Raw genomic sequence first — 14,748 nt, forward strand, 5'->3', positions numbered from 1 at the left:
CCCCACAAGCCGGCGCGACCCCACAAGCCGGCGCGGGCTCGTAAGCCGGCGCGGGCTCGTAAGCCGGCGCGGGCTCGTAAGCCGGCGCGGGCTCGTAAGCCGGCGCGGGCTCGTGAACCCGTGCGCCCCGCGAACCGGCCCGTCCCCGGTGTGAGCGATCTGGTTCGAGGGGACACGCGGAACCGGCAGACCGGATCCTCCCTACTTACGACCGCCCGAGCCGCGACGGGACATGCAGGCCCCTGAGAGCCGAACCTGTGCATGCCCTTTGTCCAGTTTCGTCGCGTTGGCCGATTCGGCACCACGATGATCGACACCATGTCGGCGATGTTGGGGCATCACCCCGCCTGGATACCCCCATGTCGGCGACCTGGAGTGGATCATCCCCCGGCGCATCGGGGCCAAGGCCACTCCCCGCCCATTTGGGCCATTTGTCCGGCGGCCTCGCGAGGCTGCACCGCCCGGTCAACACCCGAACCCGGCTCGCGAGACCCCAGCACACGCGCCACCCACCGGCCAACACCCCAACCCGACTCGCGAGACACCAGCACACGCGCCACCCACCGGCCAACACCCCAACCCGACTCGCGAGACCCCAGCACACGCGCCACCCGCCGGTCGGCTCACCAGCCCGATGGGGAGACTCCGCCGCACGCCACCCACCGACCGGCCGGCCGGCCGAACTCGAGTGGCGAAGCCTAAGCGCCGGCCGGCGACACCCCGGCCCTACTCGCCAAACTCAAGCGCCGGCCGGCGACACCCCGGCCCTACTCGCCAAGCTCAAGCGCCCGCCGGCGACATCTCAGCCCAGCCGGCGCGGCTCGGACGCACGCCATCCGTCGGTGTTTGTGCTGCTCACACCTCTTTCCGCCGACCCGCACCGGTTGCCCTCCCTAAGCTGGGCTGAGTCGAATGCGTGGTTATCTCGGATAAGTCCGCATCGCGAAGATGGTTCTCATACGGTGGGGATCAGAGGCTGCAACCCATTTGTAGCTGGTCGTGGCGCCTCGGGCGATGCGACCCCGTCTGGTAGCAGGAAAGGGCGGAAGGCTCTGATGTCCAACGACGTAACGAGTACCGACGGCGGGGCCTCGGCAGCTCCGCCGACACGACGACGGCGGGCGCTATGGGTCGCCGGCGTCGCCGGGCTGACCGGTGTGGTCGGCCTGGCGGCCCTCGGCGGCGTGGCTGCCCGGGACGACAAGCCCAGCTCCAACCGGGCGTCCGACGCGCAGCCGTCGACCAATCAACAGAACGTCAGCGACGCCGGTGGCGCGGACGACGGCGCCAAGAAGGACGGCGACGCGGAAGACGAGTGGAGCGGCGACGACTGGAGCGGCTTCGACGACCGGTCCGACAAGGATGACAAGAACAACGGCAAGGGCGACAAGGACAACAAGGACGACGAGAAGGACCGTACGAAGCAGGTCCCCTGCGACACCGACCAGCTGATCCAGGCGATCGTGTTCGTCAACAACAAGCACGGCGGTGTGCTGGAGCTGGCGAAGGGTTGCACCTACAACCTGACCCGCAACGACTACCAGGGCAACGGCCTGCCGGTAATCACCGAGCGGATCACGCTCAAGGGCGAGCACACCACCATCGGTCGCGACGCCACGGCCGACTACTTCCGGATCCTCAACGTCGGCCCCGGCGGGCACCTCACCCTGAAGGGCCTGAGCATCAAGGGTGGCCAGACCCTCCGGCCAGCGATGACCGCCGACGCGGCGACGGTCTGGGCGCCGTACTCGGCCCTGGTCCGCTCCACCGCAACCGGCACGGGTGCCAAGCCGGACGTCACGGCAGCACCCCAGAGCAAGCCGGGCACGGTGCCCGAATCGGGCCCGGCGACAGCAGCCAAACCCGCGGCGGAAGCCAAGCCCGCGGCAGCAGCGGAAGCCAAGCCGGCAGCAGCAGCGGTCAAACCTGCGGCAGCAGCGGAAACCAACCCCGCAGCAGCAGCGGCCAAACCTGCGGCAGCAGCGGAAACCAACCCCGCAGCAGCAGCGGCCAAACCTGCGGCAGCAGCAGAAGCCAAGCCCGCGGCGGCGGCCAAGGCTCCGGCGGCAGCGACCAAGGCCGCCACGCCGGCGGCCAAGCCTGTGGTCATGGCGGCGAAGCCGGCTGCGGCCGGGCCGGCGGTGGTGCCACTGGTCGAGCAGCCCGGGTTCACCGACGGCGCCGGGGTGCTGGTGCAGCCCGGTGGTCGCGCGGAGATCCTGGACAGCGAGTTGCTCTACAACCAGTCCGGTGGCAATGGCGGCGGGCTGGCCAATTTCGGCAGCACCAAGCTCAGCAAGACGACGGTGGCGCACAACACCGCCTTCTTCTTCGGCGGCGGCATCTTCAACGCCGGCGTGCTCCAGGTCGATGAGTCGAAGATCAAGGACAACACCGGGATCATCGGCGGTGGCGGCATCTCCAACGGCGCTGCCGAGGTCTTCACCGATGACGTCGACGGCGGCTCGGTCTGGGTTTACAAGAGCGAGATCACTGACAACGAGACGCTCGGCTTCGGCGGCGGCGTCCTGGATGTCGAGGGCACCACGACGTTGCACGAGACGACGGTCAGCGGCAACACCGCGGTGCTCGCCGGTGGCGGCGTGGCGGTGGCCGACAGCCAGCTCACGCTGAAGAGCGCCACGGTGGTCAAGAACAGCACCGCCGGCGTGGGCGGCGGCGTGGCGGTCGCCTTCGACAGCGCCGCGACGATCGAGAACAGCAAGATCAAGGACAACACCGCGGGGTTCTTCGGTGCCGGTCTCTACAACGACGACAGCGTCACCACGGTGCGCGACAGCGAGGTGGCGGGCAACCGGGCCGTCGGCCCGTCCGGCAGCGGCGGCGGCATCTACAACACGGACGGCGGCGAGATCACCCTCCACCGGACGAAGGTGACGTACAACTTCGCCACCCTGCCGCCCGGTGGCATCTCCAACGGACTCTTCAGCTTCGTGAGATTGGACGACGAGTCTGCGGTGTCCGCCAACCGCCCCACCAACTGCCTGAACGTTCCCGGTTGCTTCTGACTGGAACGGGGCGGCTGATCCACATAGAGGGTGCGCCCCTCCGAGCCGGCGACGGCGCGGAGGGGCGTACCCGTTTTGGCAGGTCAAGAGGGGTCGACGGCCGCATTGGGCGGCAGTGGGCCCGCCGGGGCGTCCCGGCCCCTCCGGACGGGACATGAACCTAATGCGGGGTTCTTTCGGATAAGCCCGCGAGGCGAGGATCCTTCTCATACGGTGGTTTTGGGAGCTACAACCGATTTGTAGCAGGGGACGTCCGTCTGACGGCGGCGACCCTGTCTGGTACGAGGAGAGGGCAGAGAGCTCCGATGTCCAACTACCTAACGAACAACGAAGCCTCCGGGCGGGCGACGGCCAAGCGCCGCCGCAAGCTCTGGCTCGCCAGTGGCGTGGCCGGTTTGACGGGCGTGATCAGTCTCGCGGCGGTGGGCGTCGCGGGCAGCGCCGGAGCGGTCGGCCTGAACTGGAACACCGCGCAGGTCAGCAAGGACGGCGACCAGCGGGGTGACGAAGGACGCGACTGGGACAAGGACAAGGGCGAGGACCGGGACAAGGACAAGGACAAGGACCACGAGCGCGGGAAGGAGGTGCCCTGCGACACCGACAAGCTGATCCAGGCGATCGTGTTCGCCAACAACAAGCACGGCGGTGTGCTGGAGCTGGCCAAGGGCTGCACCTACAACCTGACCCGCAACGACTACCAGGGCAACGGCCTCCCGGTGATCACCGAGCACATCACCCTCAAGGGTGAGCACACGACGATCTCCCGGGAAGCGACGGCGGACTACTTCCGCATCCTCAACGTCGGCGCCGGCGGTCACCTCACGATCGAGGGCCTGACCATCAAGGGTGGCCAGACCCTCGATCGGTACAACAGCGTCGAGCCGGCAGCCGTCTGGGCGGCGTACTCGGACTCCGAGGCGCTCGCCGCGCAGGTGAAGGCCGGTACGCCGTTGGCCCAGGCGCTCACCGCTCAGCAGGCCAACCCGAAGGCGGGCCTGAAGGCCGCGCCGAAGGTCACGCCGAAGGCTCCGACGGGCGTCGTCACGCCGCTCGTCGAGTACCCGGAAGACACCGACGGCGCCGGCATCCTGGTCCAGCCGGGCGGCACCGCCGAGATCCTGGAGTCCGAGGTCGTCCTCAACCAGTCAGGCAACAACGGCGGTGGCGTGGCCAACTTCGGCACCACGAAGATCTGGCACAGCACCGTCACCCGTAACACCGCCTTCTTCTTCGGCGGTGGTGTCTTCAACGCCGGCCTGCTCAAGGTCGAGGAGTCGAAGATCACGGACAACACCGCCGTCATCGGTGGTGGCGGTATCTCCAACGGCGCCGCGGAGATCTTCGCCGACGACGTCGACGGTGGCACGGTCGAGCTCAAGAAGGCCGAGATCACCGACAACGAGACGCTCGGCTTCGGCGGTGGCTACCTCGACATCGAGGGCAACACCACCGCGTACGAGACCAAGTTCGTCTCGAACACCGCGGTCCTCGCCGGCGGTGGTCTGGCGGCGGCGGACAGCCAGCTGAACCTGCACAACGTCTCGATCGAGAAGAACAGCACCGCCGGTGTCGGTGGCGGTGTGGCCATCGCCTTCGACAGCGCGGTCACGTTCGAGAAGAGCAGCATCAAGGACAACACCGCCGGCTTCTTCGGCGGCGGGCTCTACAACCGCGGCAGCGTCACCACGCTGCGCGACAGCGAGGTCGTCGGCAACCGGGCCCTGGGCCCGATCGGAGTCGGCGGCGGCATCTTCAACACCTTCGGCGAGGTCAACCTGTTGACGACGAAGGTCGCCCACAACTTCTCCACCTTCGAGCCGGGCGGTGTCTTCAGCTTCTTCGGGCAGGTGAACGTGGACGACAAGTCCGCGATCACCGCGAACCGCCCGACGAACTGCCTGGCCATCCCGGGCGGCACCATCGAGAACTGCTTCGCCTGATCACCTACGGGTGACAGCACACGGCAGCGCAACAGACCGGCCCCCTTCCGCAGGACGCGGAAGGGGGCCGGTTCACGTTCTACTTCTGGACGAAGACCGCCACGCTGCGCGCCGGCACGGTGAACGTGCCAGCCGGACGGTCGAACGAGGCCGTACGCAGCACCGGGTCGGCCGAGTCGACAAGCACCGGGTGCAGTGCCACATCCGCCCCGCGCAGACCGGTCAGCGTCTGCTTCGCCGTCTGCGGGGTGCCGTTGAAGACGACGGTCACCGACTTCCACGCCCCGCCCAGCCCTCGGGCGTCCAGGGTCATGGTCAGCACACCCGGTGTCTCCTGCGGCCCGGGCAGCGGGAATGCCACCCGCTGCTGCACCTGCTCGGCGGTGGCCAGCCCGAACACCGGCGACGACGCCCGGATGCGCAGCAGCTCGGCGTACCGGGCGTCGGTGGTGTTGATGGCCGCGCAGTCCGGCACCAGCGCCGGGTCCGCCAGCAGGGGCGACGCGTACGACCACTTGTCCTCGTTGTCCTGCGCGGGCGGCAGGCCGGCGCCGAACCCGTTGCCCTGTGCACAGTCCCAGCGGATCTGGTTGAACCAGTCACCGGAGTTGAACGAGTTGCGGTCCAGCGACTTCGACCGCAGCCGTTCGGTGCCGGCGGTGACGAACCCGGTGCCCTGCCCGAGCACCACCGTGCCCAACGCCAGCACCTGCATCCGAGAGCGGTCGGCCGCTGTGGTGGCCTGCGGCAGCTTGTACGCCAGCGCGTCGTACAGGATCTCGTTGTCGTGCGCGTCGGCGTAGGTGACGGCCTCCCCCGGCGCCGCGGTGTAGCCGGCCGGGGAACCGTTGTAGTCCACCTGAGCCCCGGTGACCTGCCGTCCGGCGGTGTCGGTGAACCGGTACCCGCGCAGGTTGCCGGTCAGACCCACTTTGATCAGGTCGTGGGAGTGCAGCAGCCGGGCCTTCTGCTCGGCCGGTGACCCGTTGACCGGGTCACCGTTCGGGTCGGTGTACAGCCCGGAGGCGAATCCCTGCACCCGCGGGTTCGGGTCGAACGGTCCACCGCCGCGCACCGCGTCGCGTAGCCGGTCGTTGAACGTGCCGATGCCGGTGCCCGCCATGTTGGCCTGGGTGGCCTGCACGAACCGGGCGTCATTGGCGACCTCGCCGAAGTTCCAGCCCTCGCCGTACAGCAGGATCGCCTTGCCGTCCACGCCGTCGCGGGCGACGGTCAACCGATCCAGGGCCCTGCGGACGGCGAGGATGTTCGCCTTCGGGTGGTGGCCCATGAGGTCGAACCGGAAGCCATCCACCTTGTACTGTCGGGCCCAGGTGACCAGCGAATCGACGACGAGTTTGCCCATCATGGCGTGCTCGGGCGCGGTGTTGGCGCAGCAGGTGGAGTTGGCCACCGTACCGTCCTCCAGCAGCCGGTGGTAGTAGCCGGGCACCACCTGGTCGAGCACCGACTTCGCGTCGGTGCCGGCCGCCGACGTGTGGTTGTAGACCACGTCCATGACGACCCGCAGGCCGGCGTCGTTCACCCCGGCGACCATCCGCCGGAACTCGGTGGTCCGCGCCGCACCGACCGGGTCGACGGCGTAGCCGCCCTCCGGCACGGTGTAGTGCAACGGGTCGTACCCCCAGTTGTAGCCGTCGGTGTCGGCGACCGCCGCCACGCACTTCTGCTGCTCCGCGGAGTCCGGCGCGAGCGCCGCCAGGTCGCAGGCCGGCTGACGCTGGTCGGCCCGCTTCTCCGGGATCGTCGCGAAATCGAACGCCGGCAGCAGGTGCAGGTGCGTGACACCGGCGGCGCCGAGCGCCCTCAGGTGGGTCATGCCGGCGGTCTTCGGGTCGGTGAAGGCGAGGAACGTCCCTCGCCGCTCGGCCGGCACGGTGTCGTCGGCGATGGAGAAGTCCCGCACCGACAGCTCGGTGATCTGCGCCTTCGCCGGGGGCACCGGCGCCGGTTTGCGTATCGTCCGCCAGCCCGCCGGGGCCAGCGCCGGGTCGTTCAGGTCGATCAGTTGGCTGTGCGTGGAGTCCGCCGCCAGGGCCACCGAGTACGGGTCAGTCACCGACGCGGTGACCATCTTCTGCGTCGCAGGCTGCCACGCCTGCACCTCGTACCGGTAGTACTTCCCAGCCCAGGTGGCGTTGCCGCGCGCCGACCAGACACCGGTGTGGTCGTCGCGGCGCATCGGCACCGTCCTGGGCTGGGCGGTGGGCGAGTCGAACAGTTGCAGCGTCACCGTCCGGGCGGTCGGCGCCCACAGTGCGACGCTCGGCGTCCGGCCTGCGAACGTCGGCCCGAGGGTCGCGTCGGTTGCCCGGGAGTACACGTCGTCGAGCACGCCGGGGATCTGCACGCCGGTCGCGGCGAGCAGGGCGCCCGCGGCGTCGCGTTCGGTGACCAGCACCTGCCCCCGCAGCGCCGCCGGGACCTTGGCAAGGTCCGCCCGGTCCAGGGCGAAGCTACGGTACGACCACAGGTGCGGGAACGCGGCGCGCTGCTCCTCGGTGAGCCCGTTGCGCTGCGCCCGCAGCGGCAACGTGGTGTACGTCCCGGTCAGCTCCCCGTCGACCACACTGACCCCGCCGGTGGGCGCGGCGACCAGCGCATACATCTTGCCGTCGGTCGGCGGAGTCTGCCACGCCACGGTGGACCTGTCGATCCAGTGCGCCTTCTGCTTGCTGATGTCGGTGTCCCCGCTGACACTCGTCGCGGTCGACGGCAGCAACCGGCCTGGCGTGGCGGCGAGCAGCCACACCTCGCGTCCCGCGCTGGCGAAGTCGAGCCGCTGGTCGTCGGGCAGGTCCTTGGTGTCGCCCTGGTGGATGATGTAGTTCAGCCCGGTGGCACCGGCTGCCAACGGCACCCTGAACACCGCCCCGAACGCGTCGGTCGAGGTCGGCTTCAACGGGCTGGACCATTCGGTCGGGTTGGCCGCACCGTCCCACAGGTGCAGACCCCAGCCGTCGTAGTTGCCGTCGGCCCGCCGGTAGTGGATCACGGCGGTGCCCTCCTCCGCAGGCGGGTCCGGTTCACCGGTGGCCGCCTGTCGGCTCGGGTAGATCGCCGGGTCGCCCTGCTTGAGCCAGATCTCACCGGTGGACGTCACGTCGATGCTGCGGTCCTGAGCGACGTCCTTGGTGCCGTTTTTGTCGACCACGAGGAAGCCCACCGACTTCGCGCCCGGCTTGAGTTTCACCCAGGCGAACCGGCCGTAGGAGTCCTCCCCGGAGAACGGCTGCCCCTTGGGAAACTCAGTGACGTACGCCGGGTCGATGTCACCCCAGGCGTACAACCCCCAGTCGTCGTACCCGCCGGCGGGGCGTTGGTAGTGCACCACCGCCCACTCCCGGGACTTGCCCTGCGCCGGCGTACCCACGATGGCGGTGGACCGGGCCGTCGCGGTACGCCCCCGGCCTTCGCGGACCACCGCCTTGTACTCGATCCGGGTGCCGCCGGCCAGGCCGACCAGGTCGTGCTGCACGGTGTACGGCGCGTGGTCGGCGCTGCCCAGCAACGTCCACCGGCCGCCCGCGACCCGGGCGGCGACGGCGACGGTAGCGAGGGGGTCACCGGTCACCTGGGCGGTGACCGCGGCCCGGGCGGCGACCGGCGCGTCCGGGGCCGGGCTGGTGATGGTGATGGTCGGCTTGTCGGCCGCCGGTGCGATGGGGTTGCCGGCCCGGTACACCGCCGCCGACAGCGGCGGCACGGTCAGGGTCAGCTTCCCGTCGGCACCCGCCTTCGCGTCCGAACGGGCCCGGGGCGCTCCGCCGGCCTGTTCGTCATCCGAGCCGCCGTAGATGCCGGTGAAGGTGGCGCCAGCCGACCAGGTGTTCACGGTGACAGTCTGCGCGGTGTCGGCGTTGTTCACCGCCACCACGTACTCGGTGCGGTCGGCGGGAGCGATCCGGGAGGCGGCGAAGACGCCCGGACCGTCGGCGGCGTACCGGGTGACCTGCACGCCGTCGCGCAGCGCCGGGTGCGCCTGGCGCAGCCGGCCCAGCTCGGCGATGGTCCGGTACAGCGGGTGGCTGGTGTCGAACTGGTCGCTGGCGTGGGTGCGGTCGGTGCCGAGCAGGTCGTCGTCGAGGTAGTCGGCGACCTTCGATGCGAACATGTCCTGCCGGGCGTCCTTGTCCCCGCCGGGGCCGGTGAAGCCCTGCTCGTCGCCCGAGTAGACGACCGGCTGGCCGCGCGTGAGGAACATCAGCTGGTGCCCGAGCTGGTCGCGGCGCAGGTGGCTGGCCGGGTCGGTGCCCCCACCGGCGACGAACGAACCGATCCGGCCCATGTCGTGGTTGCCGAGGAAGGTGGTCAGCCGGCCGGCGTCGGTGTCCCGGGCGGCGTAGAGGTCGTCACGGGCGTACACGTCGGCGAGCGCCTTCGCGGAGCCGGCGCCGGCGGTGTACCCGCGCGCGGCCTCCTGGAAGGCGAAGTCGAGGGTGGCCGGCAGGCCGCCCTGCCGGACGTAGCTGGAGCTGATCTCCGGGTCGGCGCTGTACACCTCGCCGAACATGAAGAAGTCCTTCTTGCCGGCCTTCTCGGCGGCCCGCTCGATGCCCTGGCTGAACTGCGGCCAGAAGTCCATGTTGACGTGCTTCACGGTGTCCAACCGGAACCCGTCGACGCCGATCGCGCCGATCCAGTCCCCGTACGCCTTGGTCAGCCCCTGCACCACCTCGGGGCGCTCGGTCCACAGATCGTCGAGACCGAAGAAGTCGCCGTACTCGCTGTTCTCGCCGGCGAAGGTCGAGTCACCCCGGTTGTGGTACATGGTGGCGTCGTTCAGCCAGGCCGGGACCTTGACGGTGGCGTCCTTCGGGTCGGCGAACGTCGGGGTGTACGGGAACGACTCCCCGTCGACCCGCGGGAACGCGCGGGTGCCGTCGGCGTAGTTGCGGTCCTCGAACGCCCGCCCCTGCTCGTCGGTGTAGGGCGAGGTCGCCTTGTCCACGTACGCGTACTGGTCCTCGGCGTACTTGATGACGTCGGCGGTGTGGTTGACGATCACATCGAGGTAGATCTTGATGCCGCGCTGGTGAGCGAGCGAAACCAGCCTCTTCATCTCCTCGTTGGTGCCGAAGTGCGGGTCCACCTGGGTGAAGTCGGTGATCCAGTAGCCGTGGTAGCCGGCCGAGATGTCGTCCCCGGCGCCCTGCACCGGCCGGTTCTTGAAAACCGGGGCGAGCCAGATGGCCGTGGTGCCCATGCCCTGGATGTAGTCCAGCTTGTCGATGACGCCCTTGAGGTCGCCACCGTGGTAGAAGCCCTTGTCGGTGGCGTCGAGCCCGGTTCGCAGACGGTCACCGGAGAGGCCGCCCCGGTCATTGCGGGGGTCACCGTTGGCGAACCGGTCCGGCAGGACGAAGTAGAACTGCTCGGCCCGCGCGGAGTTGCCGCCCGCCTTCAGCAGCGCCTCAGCGGTGGGTTCATCGCGCCACTGCGCGGCGCCGCCGGCGGCGAGGGGGGCAGTGCCGGGCGACCGGGAAGCCGCAGCGGCGGCGGGATGCGCGGCGACCGGAGTGCCGACGAGCGTGAGAGTGAGCAGGGAGACGAGGGCCAGCAGGGCGGTGCGCGGTATCGGCGGGGGTTTCATCGACGCCTTCCTCTGGTCGCTGATTGGCCGCACGCTAACCCTTGCCGAAACATTCTGCAATACCTTGCAAACACGGTCGCAACAAAGCAGCAACCTTGCGGAAGCGCCGTGCTCGTCCAGGTCAGAGACCGCTGCAGCGCACCCCGTCGACAGTGCACGCCCGTGGAGTACTGGAAGCCCGCTCCATGTGGAACCGCAACGACACCGAACCACCAGGCCGCACGTCCACCCCACTGACGTACGTGAAGCCGCTCCCGGCCTGGCGAACCGTCCCCTGTGGAACGCCCTCCACCCAGGCGGTCACCAACCGCCCACCGGAGAACTCCAACCCGACCGTCCAACCACGGCTCTCGGCCGACGCGTTGACCATCGACACCTCGCCGATGAAACCGCCGTCGAAGCTCTGCACCACCCGGTACCGCCCACTCACCGCCGGCCGCCCCTGCAGAGCCCGGCTCGGCGACGGCGTCACCGTCGGCTTACCGGTCGGGCCCACAGACGGACCCACCGATGGTGACCGCGACCCAGCCGCAGCGCTCGGCGGCAACCCACTCGCACGCCCAGACAACCCCGGCAGCACCGGGGCCGGCGCCGAAGCCGAAGCCGACACCGGCTCGGGTGCGCTCGGCGCAGCAACCGCCGAGGGCAACGGCAACGCCGGCGGCATCGGCGCGCCCTCCGGCACAGGACTACGCCCCCGGTACGCGCCCAGGGCCACGAAGAGCAGCACCACCATCACCACGACACCAGCGCCCACCACGATCCAGGGCGACGACGCGATCGCGGCCGGACCGTGCGGCAGTCGCGGGCCACGACGCATGCCGGACATGAACCTCCCTCAGCGGACCGTCCGGGCAGCCTAACGATCGGCGGCCAGGGCCGGAAGCGCCGACACCACACCCTCACCGCGCAACCGACCCGACTCCAGCTCAACCAAGCCGACAGTCAACCCCGTTGATCCTGCACCGGAGCGGCCGCTTCGCCGACTCACCCCGGCCAAGACGCAACCGCAGCGTCCTGGAGTCACCCGCCTCCAACGAACGGGTACCGCGCAACACGAACTCGCCGTTCCCACGCCCCCGCACCGAGATTTCCGAGTCGTCAGAGACCCGCAGAGCCCACATGTCGTCGTCGAACGCCAACTCCACCAGCCAGTCCACCGACCGACTCGACTCGTTCGCGATGGACAGCACCGCCGCGTCCCCGTTCCAGCCGTTCGTACCGACCTCGTACCGGGCCGTGACCGTGTCGTCGGCCGGCACCGTCGGCACCACCGGGACGCTCGTCCGCCCCGGCGTCGGCGAGCTACTCACGGTGACGCGCGGCGACGGCGCCCGGCTGCTGGGCGACGGCCGTGGCGACACCGACCGCCGTTGCACGCCAGCCGGAGTCGGCCCACCGGTGGCCGACGCGGCGGCCGGCACAGTCGGCAGGAACACCGGAGGCGCCGCCTGCGGCGCGGCCTCCCGCTCCCTGGTCCGGAACGACAGCAACGCGATCACCAGGAGCACCACCAACGCACCCACACCGAGCAGCACCACGACCCACGGCGCCGATGCCAACACCCGAGCCGCCCGCGACCCTGCCGCACCGTCCGGCCGCACCGCCATCAGGTCTCCCCTCGTCCCCACCGACGCGACAGCGTAGCCAGCACCGCACCGACCAGAAACCATGCGGGTACGGATCGGGCCAACCGGCCGACGCACCACGGAAAACGGCTCGATCCAGCGGACGTCCCGGCCGGGCACACCCTCAACGCTGCGGCACCCGCACCTCGATCTCGGAACCCAGCCGGGCATCGGCAGCCAGACCCAGGTCGTCTCCGCTCCAGAAGCGCCCCGGGTCGTACCAGTTCGGACGCCGACCCGCCGGCAACAACCCCATCGCCTCGTAGGTCACCGCCACCACCTCGGCGCAGTACGCCGTCTCCAGCCCTCGGTCCCGCTCCCCAGTAGAAGCAGCCGGGGTCTCCGAGGTCGACCGAGGTGCCGGCGTAGGTCCCGGCGTAGGTCCCGACCCGGGTGCCGGCGTAGGTCCCGACCCGGGTGCCGGCGTAGATCCCGACCCGGGCGCCGACCGACCGGGGCGAGGCAGCGCCGGCACCCGACCACGCACCCAGCGCCACGCCAACTGGGCCGTCGACGGGAACGGCGTGCCATCCAACCGCGCGATCGTGCTCAGCACCGCCCGCTCCATCTCCCCGTCGGCCGGCGGGTCGAGCTGCCGCAACCAAGCCCGTTGGCCGTACCGGTTGGCCCAGACGCAGACCGCGTCCCGCAGATCGTGTAGTTGGACGCCGCGCTGATGGGTGCCCGACCACAGATCCGGCAACGACCTGCCCAGCTCCGCGTGCCACATCAACGGCGGCATGTCGTCCAGCACCACCGCCATCCCCACGTGGTTGACCGGGCTGTTGGTGGTGAACTGGATTGCCCGGTCCGGCACGCTGCGACCCCGGAACACCCACACGTCGCCGGTGCGGGTCAACTCGACGGCCTCATCCAGGCTGATGCTCATGAGGGTCTAGCCTAGGCCGATGCGGCAACGAATGCGGTGGTGGAAGGTCCTCGGGCTGGCCGGCCTCGCCGGCGTCGCGGCCTCCGGCGTGGTCATCGCGCGAGCTGAACGGCGCCGGCGCGCGTACACCCCGGAGGAGATCCGACAGCGGCTGCTGGAACGGCACGCCCAGGCTGGCGACGCAGCAAAGCCCACCGACCGCGCCTGACCATCCGCCCCGACGCTCCCCCGTGGACCCTCTACGGTCGCCCGGGTCTGCCCGATGGTCGGTGGCTTGTTGTGGGCCGCACCCAGGTCGAGCGCCAGTAGGCCCTGCGCACGTCCGGCTCGCCTGATCGTGCTTGATCCTGGTTGTAGTTGCCTCGTTCGTGGTTGAGGGCCCTGTTTCCTGGATTGAGCGTGGTCGTGAGTTGGCGTGCCAGGCCCAGGCCCGTGAGCGGTGCCCGTGAGCGGTGCTGGTGAGCGGTGCCCGCTGTGCTGGGTGCTCAGGTCCCGAGTGTGGTTGCGGAGGCGGTGCGAGGGTGTCGACCCGGGCGAGCCGGGCCGACTGTTGGGCGCTGTGGGCATTTTTGTCCGGTTTTGCCGTGCTGTCGGCCGGGCGGTCAACTCCTCAAGACCCGGCCGAGCGTCGTCTACGGGGCGCTTCAGGACGTGATCGACTCCATGTCGCCGATGTGGGGCTATCCCCGGCGCCGGATACCGCCATGTCGCCGATATGGAGTCGATCAACACCCACCGCCCGATACTCGAGGCCGGCGTGGGGTCGGTTTGTTCCGTATGGGGGATTTCGTTCCGTGGTCGGGGTCATCGTGGTCGTGGAATCGGGGGCCGGCGGGGGTCGTTATACCTGGCATGCCGCCCCAGCCCTCGGGCTTCGCGGCAGCTCCCAGCTCAGGTGGGCGGGAGCCCAGCCGGGAACACCCGCCGGCCCGCTCGGTTACATCCCCGGTAGCCGCGAGCCACCGAGAACATTCGCCAGGTCGGGGCGTTACCCCGGGCAGCCGCGAGGCGCCGGGAACACCCGTCCGGCCGGCACGGTTACACCCCCGGTAGCCGCGAGCCACCGAGCACATTCGCCAGGTCGGGGCATAACCCCGGGTAGCCGCGAGGCGCCGGGAACACCCACCAGGTCGGCACGGTTACATCCCTCCGTAAGCGCCGAGGGCCGGGAACACCCGCCGGCCCGCCACGGTTACACACCCTGGCCGCCGAAACGGCAGGCCGACCCCCGGGAACTCGGTGGAATCACCCGCCGCCCCGGACCGTTGCACCACCCCTGGTCACACCCGATGCCGGCCCCCCTTGTTGCGGGGCTGCCGGGCCCCCTTCAAGCGTCACGCAGCCGCACCCCCGTGCCTGCTGCACACCCCCCGTTAAATGCAGAGGAGCACGCCATCATGCGTACCGATCTGATCCGTAAGACCGCCCTCACCGCCGCTGGACTCGCCTTCACCGGCGGCGCTATCGCCGGCCCCATCACCACCGCCTACGCCGCCGACGCCAAGCCCGCCTCGCAAACCCAGACCGATCGCAAGGCCTCCAGCGACCGGGAACTCAACGTCCGCTACCAAGCCCAGCCGAACTTCTACGACTGCGGCCCCGCCGCAACCCGTAACGCCCTGTCCGTGCAGGGCAAGGACATCAACAT

At 69.9% G+C, this 14,748-nt stretch carries 7 protein-coding genes and 1 pseudogene; 4 read left to right on the forward strand and 4 right to left on the reverse strand.

Annotated elements, in window-relative coordinates:
* Nucleotides 1–842 precede the first annotated feature (842 nt).
* Together ACLQ28_RS18905 and ACLQ28_RS18910 are read left to right on the forward strand one after the other, a co-directional pair.
* Nucleotides 843–3,029, forward strand: coding sequence for a hypothetical protein (locus ACLQ28_RS18905; RefSeq protein WP_425687588.1), 2,187 nt, complete (start codon nt 843–845; stop codon nt 3,027–3,029).
* 305 nt (nt 3,030–3,334) lie between these two features.
* Nucleotides 3,335–4,969 carry a hypothetical protein gene (locus tag ACLQ28_RS18910; RefSeq protein WP_425687589.1) on the forward strand — a complete coding sequence of 545 codons (1,635 nt, stop codon included), beginning with the start codon at nt 3,335–3,337 and terminating at the stop codon, nt 4,967–4,969.
* Between the two features lie 79 nt (nt 4,970–5,048).
* Here the strand turns inward: ACLQ28_RS18910 and pulA are convergent, their stop codons facing one another.
* The 4 genes from pulA to ACLQ28_RS18930 form a co-directional block, all read right to left on the reverse strand.
* Nucleotides 5,049–10,583, reverse strand: a complete 5,535-nt coding sequence (gene pulA, locus ACLQ28_RS18915; RefSeq protein WP_425687590.1) for a pullulanase-type alpha-1,6-glucosidase — start codon at nt 10,581–10,583, stop codon at nt 5,049–5,051.
* Nucleotides 10,584–10,704: 121 nt separating this feature from the next.
* Nucleotides 10,705–11,412, reverse strand: a complete 708-nt coding sequence (locus tag ACLQ28_RS18920) for a cellulose binding domain-containing protein (protein WP_425687591.1) — start codon at nt 11,410–11,412, stop codon at nt 10,705–10,707.
* 100 nt (nt 11,413–11,512) lie between these two features.
* Complete coding sequence (locus tag ACLQ28_RS18925; protein ID WP_425687592.1) at nt 11,513–12,193, reverse strand: hypothetical protein; 681 nt, start codon at nt 12,191–12,193, stop codon at nt 11,513–11,515.
* A gap of 142 nt (nt 12,194–12,335) precedes the next feature.
* Nucleotides 12,336–13,100, reverse strand: a complete 765-nt coding sequence (locus tag ACLQ28_RS18930; RefSeq protein WP_425687593.1) for a hypothetical protein — start codon at nt 13,098–13,100, stop codon at nt 12,336–12,338.
* A 19-nt stretch (nt 13,101–13,119) separates the two neighbouring features.
* Between ACLQ28_RS18930 and ACLQ28_RS18935 the strand changes: the two genes are divergently transcribed.
* Both ACLQ28_RS18935 and ACLQ28_RS18940 read left to right on the forward strand, forming a co-directional pair.
* Nucleotides 13,120–13,308 (forward strand): hypothetical protein, encoded by a 189-nt coding sequence (locus tag ACLQ28_RS18935; RefSeq protein ID WP_425687609.1) that lies wholly within the window; start codon nt 13,120–13,122, stop codon nt 13,306–13,308.
* A 1,189-nt stretch (nt 13,309–14,497) separates the two neighbouring features.
* Nucleotides 14,498–14,748, forward strand: a pseudogene (locus ACLQ28_RS18940) (C39 family peptidase); the annotation flags it as partial.

The organism is Micromonospora sp. DT201 (genome assembly GCF_049841575.1).
Classification (GTDB): domain Bacteria; phylum Actinomycetota; class Actinomycetes; order Mycobacteriales; family Micromonosporaceae; genus Micromonospora.

What these genes read in the sequence shown, in the direction of transcription:
- ACLQ28_RS18910 (WP_425687589.1), top strand. Translation starts at nt 3,335, where the DNA reads ATGTCCAACTACCTAACGAACAACGAAGCCTCCGGGCGGGCGACGGCC.
- pulA (WP_425687590.1), bottom strand. Translation starts at nt 10,583, where the DNA reads ATGAAACCCCCGCCGATACCGCGCACCGCCCTGCTGGCCCTCGTCTCC.
- ACLQ28_RS18920 (WP_425687591.1), bottom strand. Translation starts at nt 11,412, where the DNA reads ATGTCCGGCATGCGTCGTGGCCCGCGACTGCCGCACGGTCCGGCCGCG.
- ACLQ28_RS18925 (WP_425687592.1), bottom strand. Translation starts at nt 12,193, where the DNA reads ATGGCGGTGCGGCCGGACGGTGCGGCAGGGTCGCGGGCGGCTCGGGTG.
- ACLQ28_RS18930 (WP_425687593.1), bottom strand. Translation starts at nt 13,100, where the DNA reads ATGAGCATCAGCCTGGATGAGGCCGTCGAGTTGACCCGCACCGGCGAC.
- ACLQ28_RS18935 (WP_425687609.1), top strand. Translation starts at nt 13,120, where the DNA reads ATGCGGCAACGAATGCGGTGGTGGAAGGTCCTCGGGCTGGCCGGCCTC.